Consider the following 25,857-nt stretch of genomic DNA (forward strand, 5'->3'; position numbering starts at 1 on the left):
GGACCCTGACCACCGCCTGACCCCGCGGGGCAAGCGCCCGAGCAACACTCGCCCGTGATCAACAGACCCAGCATTACCGACGGCCAGCCGCACACAGACCACTTCTTCAGCAGCCTCCTAGGCGAGCGGCGTATCGAGACCACGTGAGCCGCAAGCGATCTCGATACGCCCTCGCCTAGCGGCTCGGGCTACGCGATCAGCGGGAGTGGTGCCAGCGGCTCGGACTACGCGATCAGCGGGGTTCTGCCTTCGCGCGTGCCAGATGACCCCGCATTCGCCAGACTTCACGAACGATCGCTCGGTCGTCGAGTACGTTGAGTCGGTGACCTCTCCGACCGAGCAGACCGCCGAACAGCACATCGTCCTCGAACGCGACGGTGACGTCGCGATCATCCGCCTCAACCGGCCCGACCGGCTCAACGCCTTCACCCACCAGATGGGGGAGGAGCTGATCGCGGTTTTCGACGAGACCGACGCCGACGACACGGTGCGGGCAGTGGTGATCACCGGGACCGGCCGTGTCTTCTGCGCCGGCGCCGACCTCGGTGGCGGCGCCACCACGTTCGAACTCGAACAGCAGGAACCGGGTGAGGTGCCCCGTGACATGGGCGGGCAGGTCACCCTGCGCATCTTCGAATCACTCAAACCGGTGGTGATGGCCGTCAATGGTGCGGCCGCCGGCGTCGGGGTGACCATGACCTTGCCCGCCGACGTTCGCATCGCCTCCGACGACGCGAAGTTCGGTTTCGTCTTCGCCCAACGAGGATTGGTGCCCGAGGCGGCCTCGACGTGGTTCCTGCCGAAACTGGTCGGACTGCCGACGGCCCTGCAGTGGACGATGGGCGCCAAGATGGTGCCCGTCGCCGAGGCGCATGAGCGGGGGCTGGTGCAGCAGGTGGTGCCCAAGGACGAGGTGCTCTCCACGGCGATCGCCACGGCGCGTGAGATGACGTCGACGACGGCTCCGGTCTCGGTGGCGTTGACCAGGCAACTGCTGTGGCGGATGGCCGGCGCGCCCAGCCCGTGGGACGCCCATCGCGCCGACTCCAAAGCGATCTACTACCGCGGCACGATGGACGATGTCGCCGAGGGCGTCACCTCGTTCTTGGAGAAGCGGCCCGCCACCTTCACCGACCGCGTCTCCACAGACCTGCCGGACATCTTCTGACGGTTCGGGGTGTCACGTCGGCAGGGGCTGTGCGTCACGCTCCCGCAGCATCAGTGTCATCTGGCCGATCTCGTCGCCCTGCTCCCCGATCATGGTGAGCGCGAGCTGTTTGGTCGGCGAGCTCGACCGAGGGTCGTTGTATGCCGCCTGGGCCATATCCAGCCCTCCACGATGATGTCGGATCATCAACTGCAGGAACAGAATCTCCGCGTCGCGGCCGTGTGCGGCGGCCAGTCGGTCCAGTTCGTCGATGCTGGCCATGCCGGGCATCGGCGGTGCGTCGGCGGTCGGCGCGTGGGAGTGCCCGTCGGTCGTGGCCATCCAGGACATCGGTTGCTCGGTGGTCACGGGCAGTGAGAACCAGGTCAGCCAGCCGCGCATGGTGGCGACTTCCGCGGCCTGCGCAGCCGTCATGCGGTCGGCGAGTCCGCGAATCCGCGGGGCAACATCACGGGACAGGCTGGTGCACATGAGAATCGCCTGATCGTGGTGTGTCGACATGTCCTGGGCGAAGCCCACATCGACGACGCTCGGCGCCGGTGGCTGTGCGTCGGAATCACGGTGGGTTTGCCAGGCCATGCCGAACACCACACCCACCGCGACCAGCAGTGAGGCGACGCCCAGGGCGCCGACGATCCGTACCGCAGAACTCATCCGAGATACGAGTCCTGGTCGGGCGGCGGGGTGTACACCCGGGGGCTCAACGTCATGGCATAGAAACCGCCGTCGGCGCAGGTGGTCCAGATTTGATTGCCGCGCCACTCCGGTGGTGAGAAGCACCAGTCGGTGGCCATGTCGCCGCCGACCAGCATGCCTGTGCGCGGCCCGATCATCTCCTCGAACCGGACCTTCCCATTCAGGATCGACATGCCCAGGCTGAGAAACTCGACGGCGGGCACACCCGACGCCGACGCCAACACATGCGGAGAGTTGGGTAGGTCGACGACGGTCGCGTTCTTCTGGGCCGGCGGATTGAAGTAGCCGATCTCCTTGATCTTCTTGATGTTCTGGATGTCGAACACGCGAATGCCCGACGACTCCCAGGAACAGGCGAGTGCGGTGGGGTTGTCGCGTCGGTCGACCGCGCAGTAGTGCGGGTTGCTGCTGAAGACGCCGCCGCCCATCGACGACCGCAGGTTGGTATCGAGGTTTTCGGGCAGGTTGATCTCGAGTTTGATCTGGGCGACGTATCCGGGCTTGTTCACCCGGCTCACATCGAAGAATTTCACACCGCCGGAACCGAGTTCGTCGACGGTGATGATGTGCGGGCGGCCCCGGTAGGTCACCGGGATGGTGTGCTGATTCACCTGCCCGTCCGGCCAGAGGTATGCCGCCTCGTGCGGCACCTGCGGGTAGGGCGCGCGGCGCTGTACGTCGCTGATGTCGAGGACGGTGACACCGGCCGCGTTGGACAGGAACATCCGGTTACCGTCAGGGGTGATTCCGAACCCGTGTCCGACGAAGCTGTGCAGTCCTTGCCAGATCACGTGTGGTGCAGCCGGATTAGAGATGTCGATGGCGGTCAGATGGCCGGGGGAGATACCCGAGGCCCAATAGGTTCGGCCATCGGGGGAGAACCCGCCCTCGTGCGAGGTGAACGGCAGCGGTGTGGCCGTGCCGGGGCCGTGGTTGAGCAGTTTCGGGTGCGCGCAGTCGGAGATGTCGTAGACCGAGAAGAATCCACCGCCCCACAGCAGCGGAACGGAGGTGGCGGCCAACAGTTTGCGTTCCTCGTTGACCTTGAGCGTCTCCCAGGTCCCGCCGCGCATGGCGGGTTCGGTCAGCGAGCCGACGATCCTGGGATTGCGGGGATTGGCGACGTCGACCACCTGCACGCCCGGCTGCGGCACCAGGTTGGTGCCGGGGAACAGGCTTCCGGTGTAGCTGCAGTGGTCGAATGTCGCCGAGACGATACCGCCGCCGGAGCCACGCACCTGACCGACTTCTGTCATGTTGCAGCGGTAGCCGAGGCGTGTTCGACCCGAGTTGCGGTCCTCGGCGCTGACGTCACCCTGCAGACCACGTTCGGGCAGGTCGCCGGGGCCGCATTCCGCTCTCGCGACCGACTTCTCCGAGATGTCGGGGAAGTAGTGGGTCGCGGCGCTCGCGGCAGCGGCGCCCATCGTCGCGAGCGTCACGGCAATGGCGAACAGTGCGCACGACACCAGCGCCCGGTGGCCGGGCGAGGATCGATGCGCGTCGATGAGTAGCGATCGGTGGGACACAGCCGACTCCCCCCCAGAGTAGGACAGTTGATCCGCTCAACCTAACTGCACGAGTCGGTTTCCATGGGCGGTTTCGTCGATATCGGCACGACCGGATGACAGGTCATTGAGAGCACCGGGAGCGTGCGAGCGTCGCGAAGGGAGTCCCTTCGTGACGGCCCTCCGCAGGCTCCGGGCCTCCTCAGGGATCAGAGAATTCTCACCTGGTCCCTGAGGCGCCTTCCTGAGGTGCGAGCTTGCGAGCCTCGGAGGGAGCGAGCTTGCGAGCGTCACGAAGGGCCACCCTCCGTCGACCGCATCCGCACCGGTCGACGACGATTCCCGCGCCGCCACACCGCGGCACCGAGCGCGGCCGCGACGAAGCACGAGACCGCGCCCACTCCGAGACCCACCCGCGCATCGGTAACCTCACAGATGGCGCCGATGATCGGTCCGCCGATCGGGGTCGACCCCATGAACGCCACCGACCACAGCGACATCACCCGGCCGCGCATCCGCGGATCGGCGTTCAACTGCAGCGTCGCATTTCCGGTGGACATGAAGGTGACGCTGAGCCATCCGACAAAGAACAGTGCGGCGATGGCGATCGGCAACGACGGGGCGATCGCGGTCGCGGCGATGGTCACGCCGAAACCGGCCGCCGCAATGGTCAGCGGGCGCAGGCCGGTGGTGCCACGTGCGGCGACGAGCAGGCCCCCGACCACAGCGCCCACCCCCATGGCCGAGGTCATGAACCCGAGGGCCTGCGGTCCGCCGTCGAACGTGTCCGCTGCAGCGGCCGGCAGCGACACCTGGAACTCGTAGGCCAGCGTGCCGACGAGGGCCATCATCACCAGCGGGATCCAGAGGGCGGGAGAGCCGCGAACGTAGCGCAAACCCTCGCGGAGCTGGCCCTTGGCGCGGGCGATGGGCTCCTCGTGTTCGATCGTCGTGGTGTTCATCGCGACGAGCGAGACGACCACCGCGACGAAGCTCAGCGCGTTGATCGCGAAGCACCATCCGGCGCCCACGGCCGCGAGGACGAGACCGGCGACGCCGGGGCCCACGGCTCGGGCCGCGTTGACCATCACCGAATTCAAGGTTACGGCGTTGCGTATCAACTCCTCGCCCACCACCTGATGGATGAACGCCTGGCGGGCCGGGTTCTCGAAGGCGTTGTTGAGGCCGACGAGCAGAGCCAACACCGCGACATGCCAGATCTGCACCCACCCGCCGAGTGTCAGTGCCGCGAGGATGCCGGCGAGAATCCCCATGATGGTCTGCAGCACGATCATCAACCGGCGGCGATCGACCCGGTCGGCAATCACACCCGCGTACGGGCCGAGCAACAGGATCGGCAGCGCCTGCAGGGCGACGATGGCACCGAGCACAGATGCCGACCCGCTGAGCGTCAGCACGAGCCAGGCCTGGGCCGTCATCTGCATCCAGGTACCGGTGAGTGACAGCGTCTGCCCGGCGAAGTACAGCCGATAGTTCGGATTGGACAAAGAGGCCAAAGCGCCCTTCGGTGCCACGCCGTCCGTACTCACTTCGGGCGTACGACGGAGGGACACAAGGATCCATCCTATGCCGCCGAATGCCGGTCACCCGATCCGCGGATGAGTGCGGTCACCGTGCCGACGCACCCACCCAGGGCGTCGACGAACGTCCGGTCCAGTTCGCCAACCGTTCGGTCGGCCCGGCCTCGGGGCGAGGCTCGACGACCGGTCCGAACGGTACCTCGGGGTTCTCGCGGATCTCGGCCGGGATGAACTGGCGCGCGATGGCCAGTACCGGTTCGACCACGGCCGGATCGGTTTCGGCCGATTGGCCGGTGGCGACGGCCAGGTCCCAACCGTGTACCAGGGTCTCGCTGACGTAGCCCCACAGCGCACCTGCTCCCGGGACCTCACCCCACGGGACAGTGACGGGGGTAGTCAGGGTGGCGTCGTCGGACCACAGCTCGATGGCTTTGCCGACGGTGACGGCGTATGAGTGTGCGTCATAGGTGTCGGCGAGGCGGGGCAGTGCGAGGGCGTCGGCGCCCTCGGCGAGCGCGACCGCTCGGTTGGCCGTGGCGATCAGGTGTGCGGCGAGCGTGCGGACGTCGAACTCGTCGCACGGTGTGGGGGCCGACCATTGATCTTCGGACACACCGATGAGCAGTTCGGTGACCCACGCGGTTGCGGCGGCGTAGGCAGGGCGAGGGTCACCGATCGTGGCGTTCGTCATTGTGGTTCCTTCCTCCTGATGCGTGTTCGGTGATCCCAGTCAAGCTCCTAACTACGACACCCTCTGTCATGTTTCTGCGTGATGCTCCAACTCGTTCGAGTCGAATGCTTGCGCGGTCTGCGCGATGGGCACGGGTGCTGGTGGTCCTCGTCGGATGCCGGTGATCGTCGTCGAGACTGCCGATAGCCGACGGACGAGTCGCAGGCGGCGACGGCCTCGGTTGATGCATCGTCGGCCACCGGCGCCAACGCCACTACGGGCTGATGGACCCAGTAGGCATGCTGAAATGTGATGTGCCATGTCGCGGCTGCGTCGTGGAAATCATCGAACGTGACGACGACGGGTCCGGAATGTGTCGTCGTCCCCGCCGGATCTGTGATAACTGGGCAGGTTGCGGTGTGGGTCAGTCGATCAATGACGCCGGTGCCGAAGCGTCGTAGACAACCGTGGCCTCGCCGACGGCCGACAACGAGGGCATCGATACCTGCCGAGACCCGTTGGAGCAGAGTTAGAACCAGGGCGGATTCTGAAATGTTCGTAGCCGGACGTCCGGATGATCGCGCTGGATGGCTTCAGCGATCGAATCGAGGAGCTAAGGGTTTTGTGCATGACGTCCGGCGAAGTCGGTGTCGGCGTACGGCACCCGTGAAACCGAGCGGTAACCATGGACGAGCAACAGCTGCCCCTGCGCCTGAGTCAGACTCGTGGCCGTCCAGCGAACGGCTCCGGTGAGCGACGTCGGCGTCGCTCACCGGAGCGCAGCCGGCGCACAGTCGGTGAGGTCCTCCGGTGTCACACCAGCGATGCGGTCAGGCCGCCGTCGAGGACATAGCTGCTGCCGGTCACCCAGCTCGCGCTGTCTGATGCCAGGAATGCAACCACGTGGGCGATATCCTCCGGTGTGCCCAGCCGGCCCTGTTTGGCAGCGACCAGGTCACCGAATGGGACCTGGGTGGCGGCCTCGAAATCCGGTACGAGCCTCGAGACCATGGCGGTGTCGGCAAAGCCCGGACACACTGCGTTCACCCGGACTCCGGCGTCGCGCATCTCGATCGCCGCCACCCGCGTCAGCTGGATGAGCGCGGCCTTGCTGGCGCAGTACGACCCCAACAGCGGGCTTCCCCCCAACCCGGCGACCGAGGCCATGTTGACGATGTTGCCCTTGGATGCGACAAGGTGTTCGGCTGCCGCCTTCATCGCCACAAACGGCCCACGGACATTGATCTGATGGATCAGGTCGAAACTCTCGGTCGACTGTTGCAGCAGCGGTGAGGAGATCTCGATTCCGGCGTTGTTGACCAACACGTCGAGACCGCCCAAGATCCGGACAGCCTCGGCGATCGCGGTCTGGACTTCCGGTTCGCTGGTGACGTCGCAATTTGCGATTCCGGCCGCACCGATCTCGGCGGCGGCCTTCTCGGCTGCGTCCTTGTCGCGGTCGCTGACGACCACACGCGCGCCGCGTTCGGTGAACAACGTGGCGATGGCTTTGCCGATGCCGGCGCCTGATCCCGTCACGAAACCCGCTTGCCTTGCAGTTCGGACATGGTGTTCCTTTCAGATCTCATACCGTGAGAACAGTGATTTCCAGGTGATTGGTGGTCGGATCGGTCATTTCTGCATCGACGCGCGCACCTCGTTCTTCAGGATCTTGCCCACCTTCGATCGCGGCAGGTCGTCCCAGATCTCTATCTCCTTTGGTGCCTTGACACTTCCGATTCGCTTCTTGACGAAGTCGATGAGCTCCGCATCGGTCACTGGTCGACCGGGGCGAAGTTGCACCGCTGCGGTGACGCGCTCGCCCCATTTGTCGTCGGGTAGACCGATGACCGCGCTTTCCTTCACCGCCGGATGGGCCAGTAGGGCTTGTTCGACCTCGGCGGAGTAGACGTTGAAGCCGCCGGTGATGATCATGTCCTTCGCGCGATCCACCACGAAGAGGAAGTTGTCTTCGTCGAGGTATCCGATGTCGCCGGTGTGATGCCAGCCGAAACGATTCGATTCCTCTGTTGCAATGGGGTTGTCGTGGTAGCCGTCCATGACCAGCGGTCCTTTCACGACGATCTCACCGCGCTCCCCGCGAGGCAGCAGGGTGCCGTTGTCGCCCATGATCGCCACCGTGGTGAGTGGCGTCGGACGACCGGCAGAGCGTAGTCGTTCCGTCGCCACCGAACCGTCCGGTAGGAAGTGCTCGGCCGGCGCCAGGGTCGCAATCATGTTGGGCGCCTCGGTTTGACCGAACAGCTGTCCGAGGACCGGACCGATTCGCGTCAATGCCTCTTCGAGGCGTGTCGGTGACATCGGCGCGGCGCCGTACCAGAGGCACCGCAGGGAGGAGAGATCCGTGTTGTCGAGCGCAGGATGATCGAGCAGTCCGTAGATCACGGTCGGGGGCAGGAACGCGTGGGTGATGCGATGCCGCTGCGCAAGCGCCAAGAATTCCCCCAGGTCCGGCCGAGGCATGACGACCACTTCGCCGCCCAGACTCAGGATCGGGAAAGTCAGCACACCCGCCGAATGGGTCAGCGGAGCAAGTGCGAGGTAGCGGGGACGCTCCCCGAACGGATAGCTCATCAGCGCCAGTGCGGTGGACGTCATCAGGTTGTCCGCGGTGAGACGCACCCCCTTCGGCTTGCCGGTCGTGCCCCCGGTGCCGGCCAGAAGGCACAATCCGTTCGGTGGGTGCCTCCCCTCGTCCGGTTCGCCGCTGTGCTTCGAGAGCCAGGTGTCGAAGTCCATGGCGTCGTCGAACTCACCGTCGAGACAGACGAGCCATTCGAGCTGCGGCAGGTCGGTTCTGATACGGGCCACGAGTTCGCCGAACTTCTTTTGGAAGAACAGGAATCGACAGCCGAACAGGTCGAACAATTGCCGGTTCTCCTCGGCTTCGTTGCGAGGATTGACCGGGCACCACACGGCACCCGCCCGCGAGATTCCGAACACGCACGTCAAGGCCAGGGGATCGTTCGTCGACAGCACCGCGACGCGATCGCCGGTCTCGATCCCGGTGCGCTGCAACGCCCCGGCGACCGCGATGGTCTGCTCTCGGACCTCGCCGTAGGACCGGGTCACGCCGTCGGCGGTCAGGCATGGGCGGTCGAGTCCCAACGACGCGCCCTTGTCGAGGTAGTCCGCTAGTCGCATCGCCGAACTCAACTGTGCGCGGTCACGATCGGATCGAGCACGAGGCCGAAGGCCTTCAACACTCCGAGCAGTTCCCGGTACCCGAACGCCTCGCAGCTCGATGCGAAACCGACCGCTCGCGGTGGTGCCTTCAACAGGTGGGCGGCGGCGTGCACGTTGAGCAGCGCGGTCTGCTTGTAGTTGCAGTTGCCGTGAATCACGCAGTGCACGCGGCCAAGTGGGCCGGAAGCGTACACCGAATCCAGTGAGGTGTTGATCCGCGGGTTCTCCCGCGGCGGGGTCTCGCTGCGGATGGAACCGGAGATCGCGTCGATGATCTGGTACTTCTCGGTCTCCGTCTTTCCTTCCATCTCGGCCAACGCGGCGGCCACCATCTGGGGGACGCCCTCCATCAGCGGGCGATTGAACACTCCGCCGAGTGCACGGGCATTCGCGACGCGGGGATCATTCTTGAACCACACGGGGTGCGAGGTTCCGCCCCACGGCAAAGCCAGTCCCAGTTCGTGCTGCCCCGGCACGACGACCTGGGTCAGGCCGTCGTCGGCAGGCCATTCGACGTACTCGTTCTGCTCGAGGTAGTACGCCTTGGAGAAAGCTGCGTTGGTCAGGATTGTGTTGGTGGATGCGACGGTTGGATGGCCCTTCCAGAACACCTCGATGTCCAGCGTGTCCAGACCGGGGGTCTCGAGGCAGATATTCGCGGCGATCTCGCCGATCGAGTACATCTGGGCCAGCCCCGGAGTGAGGACGAGGCCTCGGGAGGAGAACTCCGCGGAGTACTTCGCCTCCACGTCGATCATCCAATTCTGTTCGCCGTTGCTGTCGGTGTAATGCGCGCCGATCTCCAGGCAGGCCTCGACGACCGGATGACCCCACCGCGCGAACGGGCCGACCGTATTGAGCACGACATCAGCACCGCGAAAGGTCTCGACCAAGGCATCCTTCGAGTGCTCGACCTCCACGATCTCGTGGTCGACGGTGTCGATGCCGGGTACCGCCTCGACGACACTTTTGAGGCGACTGAGGCTTCGGCCTGCAGCAAGGAACGGAATGTTGTATTCGCGCAGGTACTCGCAGATGAGACGGCCGGTGTAGCCCGAAGCGCCGTATACGACGACGCGCTTGTCGGTTGCCATGTGAGTGTTCCTCTCGTCTTCGGAGCTCGGCCGCGACCCGGCCGGAACCGTAGATGCGCACAGGGGAGTGATGCGCCCTGAAGTCGACATCGGATGTGCCGTGGCTCACACTAGTGATAGAGCTTGACAGTCGTCAAGAAAAATCTTGACGACTGTCAAGATGTCCCGCCGGCGGGTGGAGCTAGACTCGCTGCCAGGCACGAGGTGGATAGGCAGTGCAGGACGGAGTTCGGTATGACGCAGGTCGTCGACCCCAAGGCGCGAGTTGAGGAGCGTGCGCGCGACAAGTTTCACGCCAAGCGTGCGGAGTTGGCCGCAGCCACCCTCAACACGCTCGCCGAGCTCGGCTACGCGCGCACAAGTCTCCGTGAGATCGCGCAGAACTCCGAGTATTCCCACGGGGTCTTGCACTATTACTTCTCCGACAAACTCGACCTGATAGCGGAGGCGGTGCGTCAGTTCGAGACGCTATGTGTCACTCGCTACGACGAAGTCGTCGCCGATGCGGAGACCGCGGAACAGCTCCATGAGGCGTTCCGGGACAAGTATTTCGGCACGCTCGTCATCGATGCGCCCGTTCATCGCCTCTGGTATGACCTGCGTAATCAAAGCTTCTTCGATGACGCTTTCCGGGCAGATGTGCTCGAGATCGAGGTGCGCCGGGAAGAGATGATCTGGCGGGTTGTCGCACGATACTGCGAGCTACGACGCGTCGAACCCGCGATCGACTCGTCGACCGCATATGCGGCGCTCGACGGCATCTTTCAGCGCGCTCTCTTGCAGCATTTTGCAGGACGTGCGGCCGGGGTCGATGCGGCGAGAACGCAACTCGATGCGGTGTTCACCGCGGCCGTGGGTGGAGCCACACGCGGACAATGAGGCTCGCCGGGGTTGCGAATCGCTGCGCGATGTCAGCTGCCGCTCTGCGTCGCGTCGCGCTTGGCACGCGGACCCATATTGCGGGAGAACACGACCCCGGCCAACAGGAGCGTGGCGACCACGATGATGAACACACCGGTGCGGTGTAACCCGGCGTCACCCAACCGCGCCGCCTGCGGTGAGTTGAAGGACCGCCACCACGAGGGTGGCGCCGACGAATGAGACGGTTCGGTACATCCCGATCGCGGTGCCCACCTCGCCGACCGGGGTGACCTCGTTGAGTAGGTTCTGATCGCCGAACTGCAGCCGCTGCGGGATGCCGAAGTACACGCAGTAGAAGCACATATACGTCAGCAGGGTCGTGCAGCATTACCTCCTCTGATACGTGACACTACTTGTCGTGATTTTCTGGACAATGGCTACATGCGAGCCGAACGTCTCATCGCGGTGCTGATGCTGTTAAAGAAGCATGAGCGGCTCACCGCTGCGGCCATCGCCGAAGAACTCGGAGTCTCGGAGCGGACGGTGCTGCGCGACATCGACGCGCTGTCGTTGTCCGGCGTGCCGGTGTATGCCGAGCGTGGTCGGCACGGTGGTTTCGCGTTGCTGCCGGGCTATCGCACGGATCTGACGGGGCTGACGGTCGACGAGGCGACATCGTTGTTGGCCGGCACCGGGCGACTGGATTCACCGGCATTCGCCAGCGCGATGCGCAAGGTGGCCGCCGCGCTGCCCGAGGCTCATCGTAGCCGGGCGGTCGACGCGGCTCAACGTGTCCTCGTCCGGCCCGAGGGCTTCGTGCGTGAACCAGAAGAGGTGAGCGCGTTGGGGGCCGTCCAGCAGGCGGTGTTCGATGGTCGACGACTGCGGGTCGGCTATCGCAGACGCGGCGATGATGAAGCACGCAAACGCGTTCTCGATCCCATCGGTCTCATTGTGGCCGGCGACACCTGGTACCTCGTCGCGACAGTGGACGGTGACGAACGCATGTATCGGCTGTCGCGGATGTCCGCCGTCGAGGTCCTCGACGAGCCGGCTCAGCGGGACCATCAGGTCGACCTCGACGAGATCTGGCAACGACATCGGAGCGCGTTTCGGGCATCGTTCGAACCGGTCGATGTGGTGATCGACTGTGCTGCCGAGGATCTGGATCGGCTCGGGCGTGCCGTGGCGATTCACGACACGACGATGCCCAGCGCGGCGACCGTGCGAGCCCGGCTACGGTACGGCGACCGGACCCGCGCATTGAGAATGGTGTGGGCTCTGCTGCTCGAGCACTCCTTTGAGGTCGTCGAGCCCGACTGGATGCGCGACGCCATTAATGCGCGGGCGCGCAATGTGTTGCGGAAGCCGTGACCCGCCGACGAGGTCGGCGGCAGATGTCGATCAATTACGCGACGCGTGACGCATCCGATACCGAATAGGATCTGGCAAGCATCTGTCCCGCCTGAAAAGGAGATCGACTCATCATGCCGAGACGGCTGATCGTGTGTTGCGACGGCACCTGGAATGTGTTCGGGCAGAAACACCCGACGAACGTGGTCAAGCTGTATCAGGCGATCGCCGGCACCGACGATGCCGGCGTCATCCAGGACTCCGTTTATGTGGCCGGAGTCGGGACCAAGCCATGGCACAAGGTTCGCGGGGGAGCGCTCGGTCTGGGACTGTCCAAGAATGTGAAGAACGGGTATCGCGAACTCGTCGAGATGTACGAACCCGGCGACGAGATCTTCCTGTTCGGGTTCAGCCGCGGCGCGTACACGGCGCGTAGTATCGCCGGTTTCATCCGCAACGCCGGCCTGCTGACGCGAGAGCACCGCGGCCGTCTCGACGAGGCCTTCGCGCTGTACCGCGATCGGGACCGGTCGTCGGCGCCGAGCGGCGAACGTGCCGTCGAGTTCCGTGAGCAGTATTCACATGAGGTGCCGATCCGCTTCATCGGGGTGTGGGACACCGTCGGCTCGTTAGGAATTCCACTCAGCGGCAAGGTCTTCGAATGGATCAATCGACGGTGGGCATTTCACGACACTCAGCTCAGTTCCACCGTCGCGGCCGCTTATCATGCGTTGGCCATCGACGAGAAGCGCGGACCGTTCAAGCCGACGCTGTGGCGGGCGCAGCCGGATGCCCCGGACAGCCAGATCATCGAGCAGGTCTGGTTTTCCGGAGTGCACTGCAACGTCGGCGGTGGCTATGCCGACAGCAAGATCAGCAACATCCCACTGGTGTGGATGATGGATCGGGCGCGGCGTCACGGACTCGCGTTCACCGACGACAAGGAAGCACCGGCATCGGGACCGGCGACCGTCGGGGTAATCAGCGCGATCAGCCAATTCCTCATCGACACCGACGCGTTCGCGGTCCCGCTGCAGGAGTCGCGGAAAGGTCTCTACCGCTTGATCGCTGGACTTTCACGCCCTATGGGGGCCGTCGACTCCGGGCATGAGTTCGTCGCATCGAGCGCGGCCCGCCGGATGGACACCGTCGCCGCCTACGGTCCGGCGAACCTCGCCGCCTATCGGGAGAATGGTGGGCCAGAGCTGAAGGTCGATTTCCACCTGACGGCGACCTGAGCCAGTCTGGTCGGAATTTCCGGCCGCAGTTCCAGGTTCCGGCTTGGAGTCGGAACTGCGGCCAGAACCCGCAGGTGCGGCCAGAACCGTTGCGCCGCAGACGGCGGGCGACTCCGGCTACGACGTGGTGGCGATGAGGCGTGAATCAGCCAGTGCTGCAGTGCGATGGCGCGACAACGACTGGTACTCGGGGTCGGTGACCATGTCCAGGAACGCTTTCGGATTCGGGTAGCGCACCATCAGTATCGAATCCCACGTTTCGTCGGCCGGGCCGATCACGGTGGGACCACAGTCGCCGTGGTACACCACCTCGGCGCCCGCCTTCTCGATATGGGGCGTCGCCGCCGCACCGTAGCGGCGATATGCCTGCTCGCCCGAGATCGGCTGCTCGGGGGCGAGATCATCGGCGGCCGAGTAGTCGGCCACATCGCGATACCGCAGCAGATTGAGCATCGTGACCGGCTGATCGGCAGGCAACTGCATGACCTCGGCGAGCTGGTGACGGCGCGGATCGAGGGTGCGGCGGTCGGTGGGTGGGAGGTCCGTGCTCATTGGTCCACTGTAGGTTGTCGCTCCCCGGCGATTGCGACGAATAGGTCGCCAAGGCTGGCACGGCCAACCCGCCTCCCGCGCAGTAGCGATCTACCACATGGAGAACTGACATCCACACAGGGTTGTAACCGCCGTGGATGTCAGTTCCCCGTGTGGTTGGCGTCGGGTCCGCACACCGGTGGAAACGACGGACCACCATCGACGTGGCGTCGAACGCGCCGAGCGGTTACCGAAGCACCGAGGCTTCCTCCTGCGTGAACATCGTGACTCCGCCGGTGGCGAAATTTGCGACGTCGGCGCCGGCGGCGGCCATCTCCTCGGAGCCCGCAGCCGCCATCAAGGCCTCCTGATCGGCGAAGTAGAGGTTCGCAACGGCGTAGTACGGCGGCTCCGAACCGTCGAGCGTTGCGACCTTGCCCCAGGTGTAGTCGGTCAATCCGGGCACCTTCGACGCGAGGGGGATGTGGACCTGCTCGTAGTACTCGTCAAATGCGGCGGGATCGTTGGGTTGGCAGTAGCAGACGGCGACGCGGATGGTCATGTGGGTACTCCTTATCGACGGTGGGACCTCGTGGCACTGTCCCGGTGAGCTCACCGTAGGTGGGTGGACTGAGTGACAGGGCCGGGATCGTCGGAAGAGATCGGCGGCAAGCGCATCGGCGGCCACGTCGGTGCGAACGAGGCCACCTGCGTGCGGTCTACCCGGCCGCTCGCATCCCATCCGGCAACGCCCGATAGCGTTACCGCGGTGACCACGGAATCCCGCGCCTCTGCCGACGACCTCGAAGTGGGCCGTCGTCACGAGTTCGAGACCTTCACCATCAGCGAAGGCGACCTGGTGGACTTCGCCGCCCAGTGGGACCCGCAGAGCTTCCACGTCGACCGAGAGGCAGCCGAGTCGGGAGCCTTCGGCGGACTCATCGCCAGCGGCATCCACACCTTGGCAGTGTTCCAGAGGTTGGCTGTGAGTGCGGTCTTCGATCACTGGCAGGTGATCGCCGGACGCCGCCTGGTCGACGTCGCCTTTCTGCGTCCGGTCCGGCCGGGCGACACCCTCACCGGGTCGATGACCATCGACGCTGTCACCTTCGACAAGCCCGGTCGTGCGCTGGTGGTCTGCGCCGGACGCCTGGTGAACGGTGACGACCGCGAGGTCCTGTCGACGACGATGGAGGTGTTCGTTCGCGCCCGCGTCTGAGGGGCCCGGGACCTGCCCTGTACTCCTTTACTAGGATATGCAACTATCTGATGGGTAATCGGACGAATCTGCGCGAGGGAGATCTGGTCATGGTGGACGAACCGTCGGTGCTGTCTGTGATCGACGACGGGGTCGCGACCCTGACGTTGAACCGGCCGAAATCGATCAATGCGCTCGACCATCCGATGGTGACCGCCATGGACGAGCTGTTGCGCGATTGGGCGGCCGATGCGCAGGTCGGCGCGGTGGTGCTGGTCGGTGCCGGCGAGCGCGGCCTGTGTGCCGGCGGCGACATCGTGGCCATTCACCGTGACGCCTCGGCGCTGAGCAGCTCCGGTGCCGGTGACGCCGAGGCCGCAGCGTGCCCATCCGCACTGTTCTGGGCCGACGAGTACCGGCTCAACGCCGATATCGCGCGCTACCCCAAGCCCTACGTCGCCATCATGGACGGCATCGTGATGGGTGGCGGTGTCGGAGTCTCTGCCCATGCCAACACCCGGATCGTCACCGACCGCACCCGGCTCGCGATGCCTGAGGTCGGCATCGGATTCGTGCCCGACGTCGGCGGCACGCATCTGCTCGCCCGCGTGCCGGACAACCTCGGTGTCTACGCCGGGCTCACCGCGGGGCAACTATCGGGTGCGGACGCACTCGAGCTCGGTCTCGCCGACCACTACGTGCCTGCCGGCGATCTCGACGCGTTCCGACGGGCCATCGGGGAGACCTCACTCGCCGATGCGCTCGCCAAATACGCACAAGAACCCCCGGAGTCGAAGATCGCCGGGCAGCGGGAGTGGATAGCTCATGCGTTCGCCGCCGACTCCGTCGCCGCGATCATCGACCGATGCCGGGCCGTCGGCACCGAGGATGCCGTGAAGACCGCCGACACCGTCGCCGCGAAAAGTCCGCTGGCGCTGGCCGTGACCCTGCGATCGCTGCGTCAGACCGAACCCACGCTGGCCGACACCCTCAAGCGGGAGTTCCGGGTGTCGATGCGCAGCCTGCTCAACCCCGATATGGCCGAGGGGATCCGCGCTCAGGTGATCGACAAGGATCGCAACCCGGCGTGGCGTCACACCGATCACACCGCCGTCACCGTCGCCGAGGTGGACGCCTTCTTCGCGCCACTGCCTGCCGGTCTGGAATTGACCATCAACCCTGCTCCCCGGGAGGATTCGAGTGTCTGAGCACGAGACCATCATCGTCGAGCGTGAGGGGCGCGTCGGCGTCATCACACTGAACCGGCCGAAGGCGCTCAACGCGCTCAACACCACGCTGATGACTGAGGTCGTCTCCGCTGCAACCGGGTTCGACAAAGATCCGGACATCGGTGCGATCGTCATCACCGGTTCGGAGAAGGCATTTGCCGCCGGCGCCGACATCAAGGAGATGTCGTCGAAGTCCTACAGTGACGTCGTTGGCGAGCAGTTCTTCGCCGCCTGGGACGATCTGGCCCGCCTGCGCACGCCGATGATCGCATCGGTGACCGGGTACGCCCTCGGTGGTGGCTGCGAGCTGGCGATGCTCTGCGACATCCTGATCGCCGGTGACAACGCGGTGTTCGGTCAGCCGGAGATCAATCTCGGTGTGATCCCGGGCATCGGCGGCTCGCAGCGCCTGACCCGCGCGGTCGGCAAGGCCAAGGCGATGGATCTGATCCTCACCGGCCGGAACATGAAGGTCGACGAGGCCGACAAGCTCGGCTTGGTGTCGCGGGTGGTTCCAAAGGAGAACTGCCTGACCACGGCCAAGGAAGTGGCCGAGACCATCGCATCGAAGTCGTTCATCGCGGCCTCACTGGCCAAGGATGCGGTCAACCGCGCTTTCGAGTCCGGCCTCGGCGAGGGGATCCGCGCCGAGCGGGCACTGTTCTACTCGACATTCGCCACCGACGACCAGACCGAGGGGATGGCGGCGTTCGTCGAGAAGCGTGAGCCCAAGTTCACCCACTCCTGACAGATACTCCCAATCGCCAACGCCACCTTGCTTCCGAAGCAAGGTGGCGTTGGCGATTCGGGGTGGCGTCGCCCAACCGGGCACCAGGTGACGGCGTGGGACATCCTCACCGTGCGAACATTGTCCGTAGTGCCGGCGCAACATCGTGATCAGTGCGCACCGGGATGCACCGTCCGTGCCCGACGGCGGCAAGGTCTCGACCGAGGTCGATGTCGTGCTCACCGGAGATGTCGAGCAGGACGTCGAGCCGCGGCATCGAGGCGGCAACCGAACGCGGGTCTGGCCCCGCGTTGTGCACACAGTCGCTGAGCAACAGAACTCGGGAGTCGCGCGCCGGGGTTGCGCGCAGTTCATCGGCGGCCGTGGCCAACGCGAACGAGATGTTGGTCAGTCCTCGTGCGGGCAGGGACAGTAGTTGGTCGATCACCTGGTCGGGCTCCACCGGTTCGCCGAGTGGAGACAGGATGGCTGCCGCCGACCAGAAGGCGATGACGCCGACGGCATCCCGGTTGAGTTCGCCGACCAGGGCGCCCACCGTTGCGGCGGCCGCGCGAACTTGTTTGCCACGCGTCGAACCCGAGAGGTCGACGACCAGCACCACCGATCGTCGGCGCCGAACGCGTTGCCGGACCAGGATGTCGTCGTCGGACGGGATCGGGTTGGCGGCCACCGCCTCAAGGGTGGCGTCTAAGTCGATCTCGTCGGAATCTCCTCGCCAACGCCGGGTGGCCAATAGGCCGGTGGCCGATCTAGGTGTTTCGGAGGTGGCCAGCACCTGGGACAGGGCCAGCTTTCGAGCGATTCGGCGCGCGCGGGCGCGCGCGTCCGCATCGCCGTCTGCGGTGCCCGATTGCGGCTGATCGAGGGTGCCGTCCTCCTCGGTGGCACCGGCCGGTCCGGTCGGTCCGGAGGGCGCGGCGCGGCGACCGTCGCGATGGCTCGGCGATCCGGCGAGCACCAACCCGCCCCCGCCGTGAGCTGCGATGAACAGTTCAGGAGCTTCGTCGAGCTGTTTGGGTTTGCGACGTAGGGGTTTGAGTTGTGCTCGAGGCGACTGGTGCAACGCGTGCCGGGTCAGCGGCGAATCAGCCTCGACGGCTCTTCAACCCGGCTCCGCGGCCGCGGGTGATAGGAGGAAGTGATCCTGCCAGATCTCGGTTAGAACGCCTTCTGCGGTGGTGAATGCGGTGTCGTCCAGATGGATTCGTCCCGACAAGGTCACGAGCATCGCGTCGAGGAAGGCGCCCGTGTAGTCGGTGGGTAGATCTCTCGATGGTGTGGCCGAAGGGTCCTCGGGCACCTCGACGCGACGCATCGCGCACAACTGTGTGGCCACCAGCGCGAGGTCGATTGCACCGCGTACGCTGCTGCCTTGCGCGATGTCGTCGCGCTTGCGGGTTGCCCGCGTGACCGCCACCGCATCGGCGCAGACCCGAACCGAGGCAGTGTCAGCCCGGCGGACGACGATCTCGCGCTCGGCGTCCGCATCCTGATAGTCGACAACCAGGCGGCACATGCGGTCGTGCACCGATGTGGACAGTCGCGTGGTGCCGACGTTGTCGTATGGGTTCATCGACGCCACGACGCGAAAGGTCGGATGTGCGTCAACCGCGCCCACCCGCGGCACCGTGATGACCCGTTCGGCCATCGCGGTCAGCAAGGTGTCGATGGTGTCCTCCGGTGCACGATTGAACTCCTCGACATACAAGAAGCCGCCGACCCGCATGGCCTGCAGCAGCGGGCCATCGACAAAGTTGTCCGGGCTGTAGTCTTCCCGCAGCACGCGAGACGGGTTGTGATGACCGACGAGTCGGCTGGGAGTGAGATCGGCATTGCCTTCAACCAGTACAAAGGGCACATCCCATTCCGAGGTGATCGCGCGCAGCAGGGTGCTCTTCGACGTCCCGGGTGGTCCCTCCAGAATCAGATCCCGCCCTGCCGCAACGGCGGCGAGGATCAGATCCAGTTCACGCTCGCGACCCACGACCCGCGCCGCGATCCGGGATCTGATCGCGGCGAGGTCGGTGATCGGGGCCACCGTACTCGAGGTCGCCGAAGTCACTGCACCGGTTCCTGATTCACACCTGTCAGCAACATGTGGCCGGCGTCGACGGGAATGGTTACGCCGGTGACGGTGGCAGCGAGATCGGAGTTCAGATACAGTGCCGTGTTCGCGATGACCTCCGGCGGCATGAACGTGGTTCCCTTCAACGCGTGGAAACTGTAGCCTCCGGCGATCAAATCGTCGCGAGTGCCGCCTTCGTGTCCGGCAAACATGTCCCAGGCGGCCTGCTGATTGGTCATCGGGGTGAGGATCGCACCCGGATTGATCGAGTTGCAACGGATTCCATGCGGTGCCAGTTCCAGCGCGATGTTCTTCATCAAGCCGATTACGCCGTGTTTGGTGGCCACATAGTGGGCGTAGTTCATTCCGGGTTCCAGACCGTTGACCGACGAGGTGATCACAATCGATCCGCTCTGTCGGTCGATCATGTGTGGGGTAACCGCCTTGGCCGACCTCCACACGCCGGTGAGGTTGACGTCCACCATGTCCTGCCACATCGCATCGGTCATCTCCCAGAACGGCGCTCGGGTCCAGATGCCGGCATTGGCGATCAGGACGTCGATCTTGCCGAACTCGGCTATGCCCGCCGACACCACTTCATCGAGCTGCTGCTGATCGCGGACGTCGGCGTCGAAGGGCAATGCTCGCCGGTCGAGTTGCTCGACCTGACGAACGGTTTCGGCCATGTCGTCCGCAGTGGCGAGGGCGTAGTTGGCCGAGTCGATCTGCTCGGTGATGTCGAGCAGGATGACATCGGCGCCTTCACGTGCCGACGTCACCGCATGTGCGCGGCCTTGGCCGCGTGCTCCGCCTGTGATCAGTACGGTCTTTCCATCCAAGAGGCCCATCGATACTCCTTGTCGTGTGGTCCGGGCTCGTCGTGGCGTGCGGCCGAGAACTCAGAGGCGTCCGCCGGCATCGACGACGTGGGTGGTGCCGGTGACATAGCGACCCGCGTCGGAGACGAGATAGAGGATGGCGTTGGAGATGTCGACGGGTTCGACCATGGCGACGGGCATGGTGTTCATCTCCCGTGCGGCTTCCTCATAGTCGGCTCGCGTGGGATGGTCCAAGTCGGGTCGGAAGAGTTGATAGGTGGCGTCATTGAGCACCATGTCCGTGGCGACCGTGGTGGGGTGGACGGTGTTGACCCGGATATTCTGTGGGCCGAGCTCTTTGGCAAGTGTGCGCATCAATCCGATGAGTCCGTGCTTGGCTGCGGAGTAGTGGGCGATGTTCTCGTATGCGATCACTGCCGCGAGTGAGCTGGTCAACACCACAGAACCGCCGCGCCCACCCTCGACGATGTGGGGAACGGCGGCCCGCACGGTCTTCCACACGCCGGTGAGGTTGATCCCGATCATCGTGTCCCACATCTCCTCGGACATCTCGAGTGTCGGTGCCATTGTGCTGATTCCGGCATTCGCCAGCACGATGTCGAGGCGACCCAGCGCCGCGACTCCGTCGCCTGCGGCCTTCTGTAGGGCGCCGAGATCGCGGACGTCGACCTCTGAGGCGATGATTCGACGGTCGAGTGCCTCCACCTCCTTCACGGTCTGCTCAAGGTCGCCCGGACGCGCCGTGTCGTAGGGGACGGTTGCAATCTGCTCGCTCACGTCTACGGCGATGATGTCCGCCCCCTCTTGGGCGAGGCGGATGGCGTGGCTGCGGCCCTGTCCACGCGCAGCTCCGGTGATGAAGGCGACTTTGCCCTCGAGTGTGCCCATCAGAAACTCCCTCCGAATATATGATGTGGATCTCAAGTCGAGGATATGTCACCGAGTGTCACAACGCCAGGCCTCGTTGTTGCGATGCCGATGCTCGGGGAGTGGGACCATTGCCAGATGGTGGAGGATGCGGGGGCTTCGGCGAATATCGAACTGGACCGGGGCGGTCGGCCGGCCAGTACCAGTGCTCATGCGTTGGCCGCGGCAGCGCAGCGCTTGTTCCTCAGGAACGGGTTCGACCAGACAACCGTCGAGGACATCGCCGCGTCAGTCGGTGTCAGTCGACGCACGTTCTTCCGATACTTCGCAACGAAGGCCGATGTCGTCTGGGTCGAGTCCGACACGGAGATGGCGCATTTCTGCGAGTTGTTGGCTACGGCGCCCCGATTCGCGGATCCCGTCGACGTTGTCGAAGACGCGTTCATCGCCGCCGTCGATCACCGCGGTGATGAACTCGAGTGGGCTCGTGGGCGGGCCGAGTTGATCCTCTATGCCCCGGCGGTGCAAGCACACGCCAACGCTGTCTACCGGCAGTGGCGCGTGGTGATCGCTGATTTCATCGCCGAGCGCACAGGTGTTGCGGCCGACTCGGACCATCCCCGTGCTGTTGCCTACGCGGTCCTCGCTGCTTCGATGGCCGGGCATGAGCGCTGGTTGTCGGATCCCGGCAGTGATCTGGCGGACTGTCTCCGAGCCATGTTCGCCCTGGTCATTCCGCGAGGGTCGGGCTCGACGGGCGGTTAACCGTCACGAACGCCTAACGAGAGGCGCCCTTCGGCTGTTGGTTGAGCTGTTCAACGGTTAGCATCTGTGACAATTGTGGCGGGTGAGGCTGAAGGGACTTTTCGTGAACAATGTTGGACGACGTCGGTGGCTGGCCGGCATCGCCGCTGCGACGGCGGTGACCGTAGGGCTCACGCTTGGCGCGGCCGCCGCCTCGGCCTTGCCTGAGCCAGACCGGGCGATCTCCCGCATCGACACCGTCATCCACGACAACCCACAGCACACGACGCTGATCGTGTGGTCGGCGTCGATGCAGAAGATGATTCCGATCACCGTGCTGCGCCCGCGCAACACCAGCAAGCCGCGTCCGACGCTGTACCTGCTCAACGGGGCCGGTGGTGGTGAGGACTCCGCCACCTGGACGGCCAAGACCGACTATGTGAAGTACTTCGCCGACAAGAACGTCAATGTGGTCACCCCGATCGGTGGCGCGTTCTCCTACTACACCGACTGGCAGCGCGACGATCCGGTGCTGGGTCGCAACAAGTGGCAGACGTTCCTGACCAAAGAGCTTCCGCCGCTCATCGACAAGGAGTTCGAGACCACCAAGGTCAACGCCATCGCCGGGATCTCGATGGCCGGCACGTCGGTGCTGAACCTGGCGATCGCCGCTCCCAAGTTGTATCGGTCGGTGGCCGCCTACAGTGGCTGCGCGCGGACCAGTGATCCGCTGGGACAGGCCTACATCCGGATGGTGGTGGCCGACCGCGGGCAGGGCAACCTCACCAACATGTGGGGGCCGGTCGGTGGACCGGGTTGGCGAGCCAACGATCCCTACCTCCGGGCGGCGAAGCTGCGCAGCACCAAGGTGTACATGACCAGCGGTACGGGTCTGCCAGGAAAGTACGACCAGATGAATGCCGAACTGGTGCAGGGAAATCCGCTGGTACTGGCGAATCAGGTGGTGCTCGGCGGCGCGATCGAGGCGGCGGTCAACCAATGCACCCAGGACATGGCGGCGCGGCTTCGGTCGCTGCGCGTGCCGATGAAACTGATTGCGCGACCCAACGGGACGCATTCCTGGCAGTACTGGGAATCCGACCTCAAGCGCACGTGGCCGATGATCGCGGCGGATCTGCGGCGGTAGGAAGCGGCTGATCTCGATACGTTCTCGCCTAGCGGCTCGAACTACTCGATCAGCAGTTGGGTTCGGGCTCTAGCGAATAGACCGGATGACTCCGCAGACCTATTGAATCCGATCCTTCAACAGCAGCCGAACCGTCAGCTCGAGGCGGTTGGTGACGTCGGTGGCCGAGGCGCGGCGGGTCAACCACTGCACCAGATTCGACATCCACACATCGGAGATGACACGGGCGATCGCCAGATCCTCTTCGCCGGGCTCACCGTCGTCGACCATCGCGCCCGCGAGGAGCCGATCGATGATGCCGGCGACCTGATCGACCTCCGCAGTGGCCGAGGCGTCGGCGAACATGAACGCCCGCGTCATGGCCTCGGTGAGCAGCGGATCGCGTTGCATCGCATAGGTGATCATGTCCAGCACATGACGCAGCCGCTCGATTGCGTTGTCGCCGCGCAGCTGTGAGCGATCCACTCGCGACTCGACGCGTTCGAACTCGCGCGCGAGGGCGGTGACCAGCAGATGCACCTTGGAGGGAAAATATCGGTAGAGCGTACCCACGGCGACGTCGGCCTTGTCGGCGACGGTGCGCATCTGGACCGCGTCGTAACCACCTTTGGATGCCAACGCCAGCGTCGCATCCAGGATGCGACGACGCCGTTCGCGCTGCGCCGCTGAACCGGTCTCGGTGCCGCTCGACGCTGAACCAGCTGCCGAGGCGGTGGGGGCCGCGGGCTCGACGGGCGCCTTGGCCGCTGCAGATCGTGCCATGTGCTCGAAGACATCCTCACGTGGTCGGTTCGAACGGTGCCTACCGGTTGGCAAACACCCATGGCATATTAGAACAGGTTCTATTTGCCCGTCACAACCTGACATACAGAGGATTCACGTGACAATCGCCACGTCAAGCGAACAGATCGCCGTCTGCGACGCGATCGATACCTGGGCGCGCAGCGTCTCGACCACCGAACTGGTCCGTGCCGACATCGACAAGCCTGCCGACCAGTGGACCGGTCTGTTAGCGCAACTCGCCGAGTTCGGTGTCTTCGCGGGCGCCCTGCCCGAGGACTCCGGCGGCTTCGGTGCGACCTTCATCGATGTCGCCGCCATGATCGAGCAGTGCGGTATCAGCCTGGTGCCTGGCCCTATCGGTCCGATGGTCGCTGCCGCGCTCGGGCTCTCGCGGTCCGATGACGCGCGCGCCGGTGACCTGCTTGCGCGGGTCGCCTCCGGGGCAGTGGCCGTGGTCGCTCCGGCAGCGGCGTACGCCGAGATGGCGGCAAATCCTCCGCACGACGGTGCGCTCGACCTGGGCCTGGTGCCCGGTTACGTCGACGGCTGCGCGGTGGTGATCCCGTTCGAAGACGGAGGCGACGGGGTCTCCTGGCGAATCCTGCCCCCGGGCGTTGGTGCCACCACCGCCGAGGCACACGGCGTCATCAGCGGCACCGTGTCGGTGTCGCGGGTGCAGGTCACCGGCGTGCAGGGTGGGGACCTCATCGACCTGCCGGACGGTGATCTGGTCACCGCGAGTCTGTCGGCCGCGACCGCCGCCTACCTGAGCGGCATCGCTCGGTGGTCGCTGGACACTGCCGTCGACTACGCCAGGGTGCGCACCCAGTTCGGTGCACCCATCGGCTCGTTTCAGGCGATCAAACACATCTGCGCCGACATGCTCTGCCGCAGCGAAGAGCTCACCGCGGTCGCATGGGATCTGGCGCGCGCGGTGGACGAACGTCTCGCGACCGACGACGAGGAGGTCATTGCCCAGCTCGCCGTCAGCAGGTGCGCGGCGGACGTCATCGCGGCCGAAGCCGCCACGACCAATGCCAAGGACTGCGTGCAGATCCTCGGTGGCATCGGCTTCACCTACGAACACGACGCTCATCTCTATTTGCGGGCAGCGCTGACCGCTCGCGCCGCCATCGGCCAGGGAATGTCGTCGGCTCGGGAACTCGCCCGGCTCGGAATGGCGGGGCACCGAAGGAACTTTCGGATCGATCTGTCCGCAGTCGAGGACCGGCGCGCGGAGGTCCGGGCATCAGTGGACGACATCGCCGCCCTCGATCCGTCGCGACGTCGGGCGCGACTGGCCGATTCCGGCTATCTGATGCCGCATTGGCCCGCGCCCTATGGGTTGGGTGCCGGCGCGGCCCTACAACTGCTCATCGACGACGAGTTCGAGCGCGCGCGGATCGAGCGGCCCGACCTGGTGATCGGCGCGTGGGCGATCCCGACGATCCTCGAACACGGCACCGACGAACAGCGGCAACGATTCGTGTCGCCGACCCTGACCGGCGACATCGTGTGGTGCCAGCTGTTCAGCGAGCCCGAGGCGGGCTCGGACCTCGCGGCGTTGCGTACCAAGGCCACTCGCGCCGACGGCGGCTGGCGGCTGCAAGGGCAGAAGATCTGGACCTCCCAGGCGCACAACGCATCCTGGGGGGTGTGCCTGGCGCGCACCGACGCCGACGCACCGAAACACAAGGGCATCACCTATTTCTTGATCGACATGAACACCTCTGGTATCGACATCCGGCCGCTGCGTGAACTCACCGGCCGCGCGAACTTCAACGAGGTGTTTCTCGACGACGTGTTCGTCCCGGACGAGTGCGTCGTCGGCCCGGTCAACGGCGGCTGGCGGCTGGCCCGTACGACCCTGGCCAACGAACGCGTGGCGATGGGCGGTTCGGGCTTGGGCAAGGAGATGGATTCCCTGCTGCGTCAGGCCGAGGCGATGGCCCGCGAGCTGACTCCCGACGAGTTGGCCGGCCTCGGGCACCTGGTGGCCGAAGCCCACACCGGTCGCGTCATCGATGCCCGTGCGGTCACCCGGCGTCTGGAAGGTCACGACCCGGGGGCGTTGTCGAGCGTGCGCAAACTGATCGGCGTCCAGCATCGTCAGTCGGTTCCGGAATTCGCTTTCGATCTGCTGGGCGTCGACGGGGTGGCCGCCTCCGACGCGTCGGACGCATTGCTGCAGAACCGGTGCCTGTCCATCGCCGGGGGTACCACGCAGATTCTGCGGACCGCAGCCGCGGAACGGATTCTCGGTCTGCCCCGCGGCTGACCTGTGACGACGCCCGGAGCGCGCGGGAAATCTGCAGTTGAGAGGCCATTACTCCCACACCGGACACGCCATCTGATACAACTAGAACAAGT

At 65.2% G+C, this 25,857-nt stretch carries 25 protein-coding genes and 1 pseudogene; 10 read left to right on the forward strand and 16 right to left on the reverse strand.

Features of this window, described 5'->3' with window-relative positions:
- Positions 1-322 precede the first annotated feature (322 nt).
- Positions 323-1,168 carry an enoyl-CoA hydratase-related protein gene (locus L1892_RS19005; protein ID WP_235725210.1) on the forward strand — a complete coding sequence of 282 codons (846 nt, stop codon included), beginning with the start codon at positions 323-325 and terminating at the stop codon, positions 1,166-1,168.
- Positions 1,169-1,180: 12 nt separating this feature from the next.
- On the opposite strand, the gene L1892_RS19010 is transcribed toward L1892_RS19005, so the two are convergent.
- From L1892_RS19010 to L1892_RS19040, 7 genes and pseudogenes are all read right to left on the reverse strand, one after another.
- Entirely contained in the window at positions 1,181-1,822 is a 642-nt protein-coding gene (locus L1892_RS19010; protein ID WP_235725211.1) for a DUF305 domain-containing protein, read from the reverse strand.
- Complete coding sequence (locus L1892_RS19015; protein ID WP_235725283.1) at positions 1,819-3,291, reverse strand: LVIVD repeat-containing protein; 1,473 nt, start codon at positions 3,289-3,291, stop codon at positions 1,819-1,821. The genes L1892_RS19010 and L1892_RS19015 overlap by 4 nt, the downstream gene beginning before the upstream one ends.
- A 371-nt stretch (positions 3,292-3,662) precedes the next feature.
- The gene (locus L1892_RS19020; RefSeq protein ID WP_235725212.1) at positions 3,663-4,907 is read right to left on the reverse strand and encodes an MFS transporter; all 1,245 of its coding nucleotides are present in this window, start codon (positions 4,905-4,907) and stop codon (positions 3,663-3,665) included.
- 94 nt (positions 4,908-5,001) lie between these two features.
- Positions 5,002-5,604 (reverse strand): TIGR03086 family metal-binding protein, encoded by a 603-nt coding sequence (locus tag L1892_RS19025; RefSeq protein WP_235725213.1) that lies wholly within the window; start codon positions 5,602-5,604, stop codon positions 5,002-5,004.
- Between the two features lie 792 nt (positions 5,605-6,396).
- Positions 6,397-7,151 (reverse strand): annotated as a pseudogene (locus tag L1892_RS19030) (SDR family NAD(P)-dependent oxidoreductase).
- A 64-nt stretch (positions 7,152-7,215) separates the two neighbouring features.
- Positions 7,216-8,748 (reverse strand): acyl-CoA synthetase, encoded by a 1,533-nt coding sequence (locus L1892_RS19035; protein WP_235725215.1) that lies wholly within the window; start codon positions 8,746-8,748, stop codon positions 7,216-7,218.
- An 8-nt stretch (positions 8,749-8,756) separates the two neighbouring features.
- A complete protein-coding gene (locus tag L1892_RS19040; RefSeq protein WP_235725216.1) occupies positions 8,757-9,884 on the reverse strand; it encodes a DUF5938 domain-containing protein in 1,128 nt (375 codons plus the stop codon).
- Between the two features lie 234 nt (positions 9,885-10,118).
- On the opposite strand from L1892_RS19040, the gene L1892_RS19045 reads away from it, so the two are divergent.
- On the forward strand, positions 10,119-10,763 hold the full coding sequence (locus tag L1892_RS19045) for a TetR/AcrR family transcriptional regulator (protein ID WP_235725217.1): 645 nt from the start codon (positions 10,119-10,121) through the stop codon (positions 10,761-10,763).
- 32 nt (positions 10,764-10,795) lie between these two features.
- Here L1892_RS19045 and L1892_RS24720 read toward each other — a convergent pair whose 3' ends face one another.
- A complete protein-coding gene (locus L1892_RS24720) occupies positions 10,796-10,927 on the reverse strand; it encodes a hypothetical protein (protein ID WP_268900480.1) in 132 nt (43 codons plus the stop codon).
- Positions 10,920-11,108: a hypothetical protein gene (locus L1892_RS19050; protein WP_235725218.1), complete on the reverse strand. Its 189-nt coding sequence runs from the start codon at positions 11,106-11,108 to the stop codon at positions 10,920-10,922. Before L1892_RS19050 ends, L1892_RS24720 begins: the two co-directional genes overlap by 8 nt.
- A 78-nt stretch (positions 11,109-11,186) precedes the next feature.
- On the opposite strand from L1892_RS19050, the gene L1892_RS19055 reads away from it, so the two are divergent.
- Both L1892_RS19055 and L1892_RS19060 read left to right on the forward strand, forming a co-directional pair.
- Positions 11,187-12,119, forward strand: coding sequence for a helix-turn-helix transcriptional regulator (locus tag L1892_RS19055; protein WP_235725219.1), 933 nt, complete (start codon positions 11,187-11,189; stop codon positions 12,117-12,119).
- A 113-nt stretch (positions 12,120-12,232) separates the two neighbouring features.
- Positions 12,233-13,336 (forward strand): T6SS phospholipase effector Tle1-like catalytic domain-containing protein, encoded by a 1,104-nt coding sequence (locus L1892_RS19060; RefSeq protein WP_235725220.1) that lies wholly within the window; start codon positions 12,233-12,235, stop codon positions 13,334-13,336.
- A gap of 117 nt (positions 13,337-13,453) precedes the next feature.
- Here L1892_RS19060 and L1892_RS19065 read toward each other — a convergent pair whose 3' ends face one another.
- The gene (locus L1892_RS19065) at positions 13,454-13,888 is read right to left on the reverse strand and encodes a DUF1330 domain-containing protein (protein ID WP_235725221.1); all 435 of its coding nucleotides are present in this window, start codon (positions 13,886-13,888) and stop codon (positions 13,454-13,456) included.
- Positions 13,889-14,114: 226 nt separating this feature from the next.
- The gene (locus L1892_RS19070; protein WP_235725222.1) at positions 14,115-14,429 is read right to left on the reverse strand and encodes an EthD family reductase; all 315 of its coding nucleotides are present in this window, start codon (positions 14,427-14,429) and stop codon (positions 14,115-14,117) included.
- 207 nt (positions 14,430-14,636) lie between these two features.
- Between L1892_RS19070 and L1892_RS19075 the strand changes: the two genes are divergently transcribed.
- The 3 genes from L1892_RS19075 to L1892_RS19085 all read left to right on the forward strand — a co-directional run bounded on the left by L1892_RS19075 (position 14,637) and on the right by L1892_RS19085 (position 17,042).
- The gene (locus tag L1892_RS19075; protein ID WP_235725223.1) at positions 14,637-15,086 is read left to right on the forward strand and encodes a MaoC/PaaZ C-terminal domain-containing protein; all 450 of its coding nucleotides are present in this window, start codon (positions 14,637-14,639) and stop codon (positions 15,084-15,086) included.
- A gap of 89 nt (positions 15,087-15,175) precedes the next feature.
- On the forward strand, positions 15,176-16,273 hold the full coding sequence (locus tag L1892_RS19080; protein WP_235725284.1) for an enoyl-CoA hydratase/isomerase family protein: 1,098 nt from the start codon (positions 15,176-15,178) through the stop codon (positions 16,271-16,273).
- Positions 16,266-17,042, forward strand: coding sequence for an enoyl-CoA hydratase (locus L1892_RS19085; protein ID WP_235725224.1), 777 nt, complete (start codon positions 16,266-16,268; stop codon positions 17,040-17,042). Before L1892_RS19080 ends, L1892_RS19085 begins: the two co-directional genes overlap by 8 nt.
- Positions 17,043-17,148: 106 nt before the next feature.
- On the opposite strand, the gene L1892_RS19090 is transcribed toward L1892_RS19085, so the two are convergent.
- Genes L1892_RS19090 through L1892_RS19105 form a run of 4 tightly spaced genes read right to left on the reverse strand, consistent with a single transcriptional unit; the run spans position 17,149 to position 20,834 of the window.
- A complete protein-coding gene (locus L1892_RS19090; protein ID WP_235725225.1) occupies positions 17,149-18,105 on the reverse strand; it encodes a vWA domain-containing protein in 957 nt (318 codons plus the stop codon).
- Positions 18,106-18,144: 39 nt separating this feature from the next.
- On the reverse strand, positions 18,145-19,080 hold the full coding sequence (locus L1892_RS19095; protein ID WP_372475265.1) for an AAA family ATPase: 936 nt from the start codon (positions 19,078-19,080) through the stop codon (positions 18,145-18,147).
- A gap of 20 nt (positions 19,081-19,100) precedes the next feature.
- On the reverse strand, positions 19,101-19,955 hold the full coding sequence (locus tag L1892_RS19100) for a mycofactocin-coupled SDR family oxidoreductase (RefSeq protein WP_235725227.1): 855 nt from the start codon (positions 19,953-19,955) through the stop codon (positions 19,101-19,103).
- A gap of 51 nt (positions 19,956-20,006) precedes the next feature.
- A complete protein-coding gene (locus tag L1892_RS19105) occupies positions 20,007-20,834 on the reverse strand; it encodes a mycofactocin-coupled SDR family oxidoreductase (RefSeq protein ID WP_235725228.1) in 828 nt (275 codons plus the stop codon).
- A 117-nt stretch (positions 20,835-20,951) separates the two neighbouring features.
- Here L1892_RS19105 and L1892_RS19110 point away from each other — a divergent pair, with 117 nt between their 5' ends.
- Positions 20,952-21,578 (forward strand): acyl-CoA-like ligand-binding transcription factor, encoded by a 627-nt coding sequence (locus L1892_RS19110; protein WP_235725229.1) that lies wholly within the window; start codon positions 20,952-20,954, stop codon positions 21,576-21,578.
- 139 nt (positions 21,579-21,717) lie between these two features.
- Positions 21,718-22,704 carry an alpha/beta hydrolase gene (locus tag L1892_RS19115; RefSeq protein ID WP_372475267.1) on the forward strand — a complete coding sequence of 329 codons (987 nt, stop codon included), beginning with the start codon at positions 21,718-21,720 and terminating at the stop codon, positions 22,702-22,704.
- Between the two features lie 99 nt (positions 22,705-22,803).
- Here L1892_RS19115 and kstR read toward each other — a convergent pair whose 3' ends face one another.
- The gene (gene kstR / locus L1892_RS19120; RefSeq protein WP_235725230.1) at positions 22,804-23,466 is read right to left on the reverse strand and encodes a cholesterol catabolism transcriptional regulator KstR; all 663 of its coding nucleotides are present in this window, start codon (positions 23,464-23,466) and stop codon (positions 22,804-22,806) included.
- 118 nt (positions 23,467-23,584) lie between these two features.
- Here kstR and L1892_RS19125 point away from each other — a divergent pair, with 118 nt between their 5' ends.
- Entirely contained in the window at positions 23,585-25,765 is a 2,181-nt protein-coding gene (locus L1892_RS19125) for an acyl-CoA dehydrogenase family protein (RefSeq protein ID WP_235725231.1), read from the forward strand.
- The last annotated feature ends 92 nt before the right edge of the window (positions 25,766-25,857 follow it).

The sequence above is a fragment of the Gordonia tangerina genome (assembly GCF_021556435.1).
Classification (GTDB): Bacteria; Actinomycetota; Actinomycetes; order Mycobacteriales; family Mycobacteriaceae; genus Gordonia; species Gordonia tangerina.

What these genes read in the sequence shown, in the direction of transcription:
- L1892_RS19010 (WP_235725211.1), bottom strand. Translation starts at nt 1,822, where the DNA reads ATGAGTTCTGCGGTACGGATCGTCGGCGCCCTGGGCGTCGCCTCACTG.
- L1892_RS19015 (WP_235725283.1), bottom strand. Translation starts at nt 3,291, where the DNA reads ATGGGCGCCGCTGCCGCGAGCGCCGCGACCCACTACTTCCCCGACATC.
- L1892_RS19025 (WP_235725213.1), bottom strand. Translation starts at nt 5,604, where the DNA reads ATGACGAACGCCACGATCGGTGACCCTCGCCCTGCCTACGCCGCCGCA.
- L1892_RS19035 (WP_235725215.1), bottom strand. Translation starts at nt 8,748, where the DNA reads ATGCGACTAGCGGACTACCTCGACAAGGGCGCGTCGTTGGGACTCGAC.
- L1892_RS19040 (WP_235725216.1), bottom strand. Translation starts at nt 9,884, where the DNA reads ATGGCAACCGACAAGCGCGTCGTCGTATACGGCGCTTCGGGCTACACC.
- L1892_RS19045 (WP_235725217.1), top strand. Translation starts at nt 10,119, where the DNA reads ATGACGCAGGTCGTCGACCCCAAGGCGCGAGTTGAGGAGCGTGCGCGC.
- L1892_RS19050 (WP_235725218.1), bottom strand. Translation starts at nt 11,108, where the DNA reads ATGTGCTTCTACTGCGTGTACTTCGGCATCCCGCAGCGGCTGCAGTTC.
- L1892_RS19055 (WP_235725219.1), top strand. Translation starts at nt 11,187, where the DNA reads ATGCGAGCCGAACGTCTCATCGCGGTGCTGATGCTGTTAAAGAAGCAT.
- L1892_RS19060 (WP_235725220.1), top strand. Translation starts at nt 12,233, where the DNA reads ATGCCGAGACGGCTGATCGTGTGTTGCGACGGCACCTGGAATGTGTTC.
- L1892_RS19065 (WP_235725221.1), bottom strand. Translation starts at nt 13,888, where the DNA reads ATGAGCACGGACCTCCCACCCACCGACCGCCGCACCCTCGATCCGCGC.
- L1892_RS19070 (WP_235725222.1), bottom strand. Translation starts at nt 14,429, where the DNA reads ATGACCATCCGCGTCGCCGTCTGCTACTGCCAACCCAACGATCCCGCC.
- L1892_RS19080 (WP_235725284.1), top strand. Translation starts at nt 15,176, where the DNA reads ATGGTGGACGAACCGTCGGTGCTGTCTGTGATCGACGACGGGGTCGCG.
- L1892_RS19100 (WP_235725227.1), bottom strand. Translation starts at nt 19,955, where the DNA reads ATGGGCCTCTTGGATGGAAAGACCGTACTGATCACAGGCGGAGCACGC.
- L1892_RS19105 (WP_235725228.1), bottom strand. Translation starts at nt 20,834, where the DNA reads ATGGGCACACTCGAGGGCAAAGTCGCCTTCATCACCGGAGCTGCGCGT.
- L1892_RS19110 (WP_235725229.1), top strand. Translation starts at nt 20,952, where the DNA reads ATGGTGGAGGATGCGGGGGCTTCGGCGAATATCGAACTGGACCGGGGC.
- kstR (WP_235725230.1), bottom strand. Translation starts at nt 23,466, where the DNA reads ATGGCACGATCTGCAGCGGCCAAGGCGCCCGTCGAGCCCGCGGCCCCC.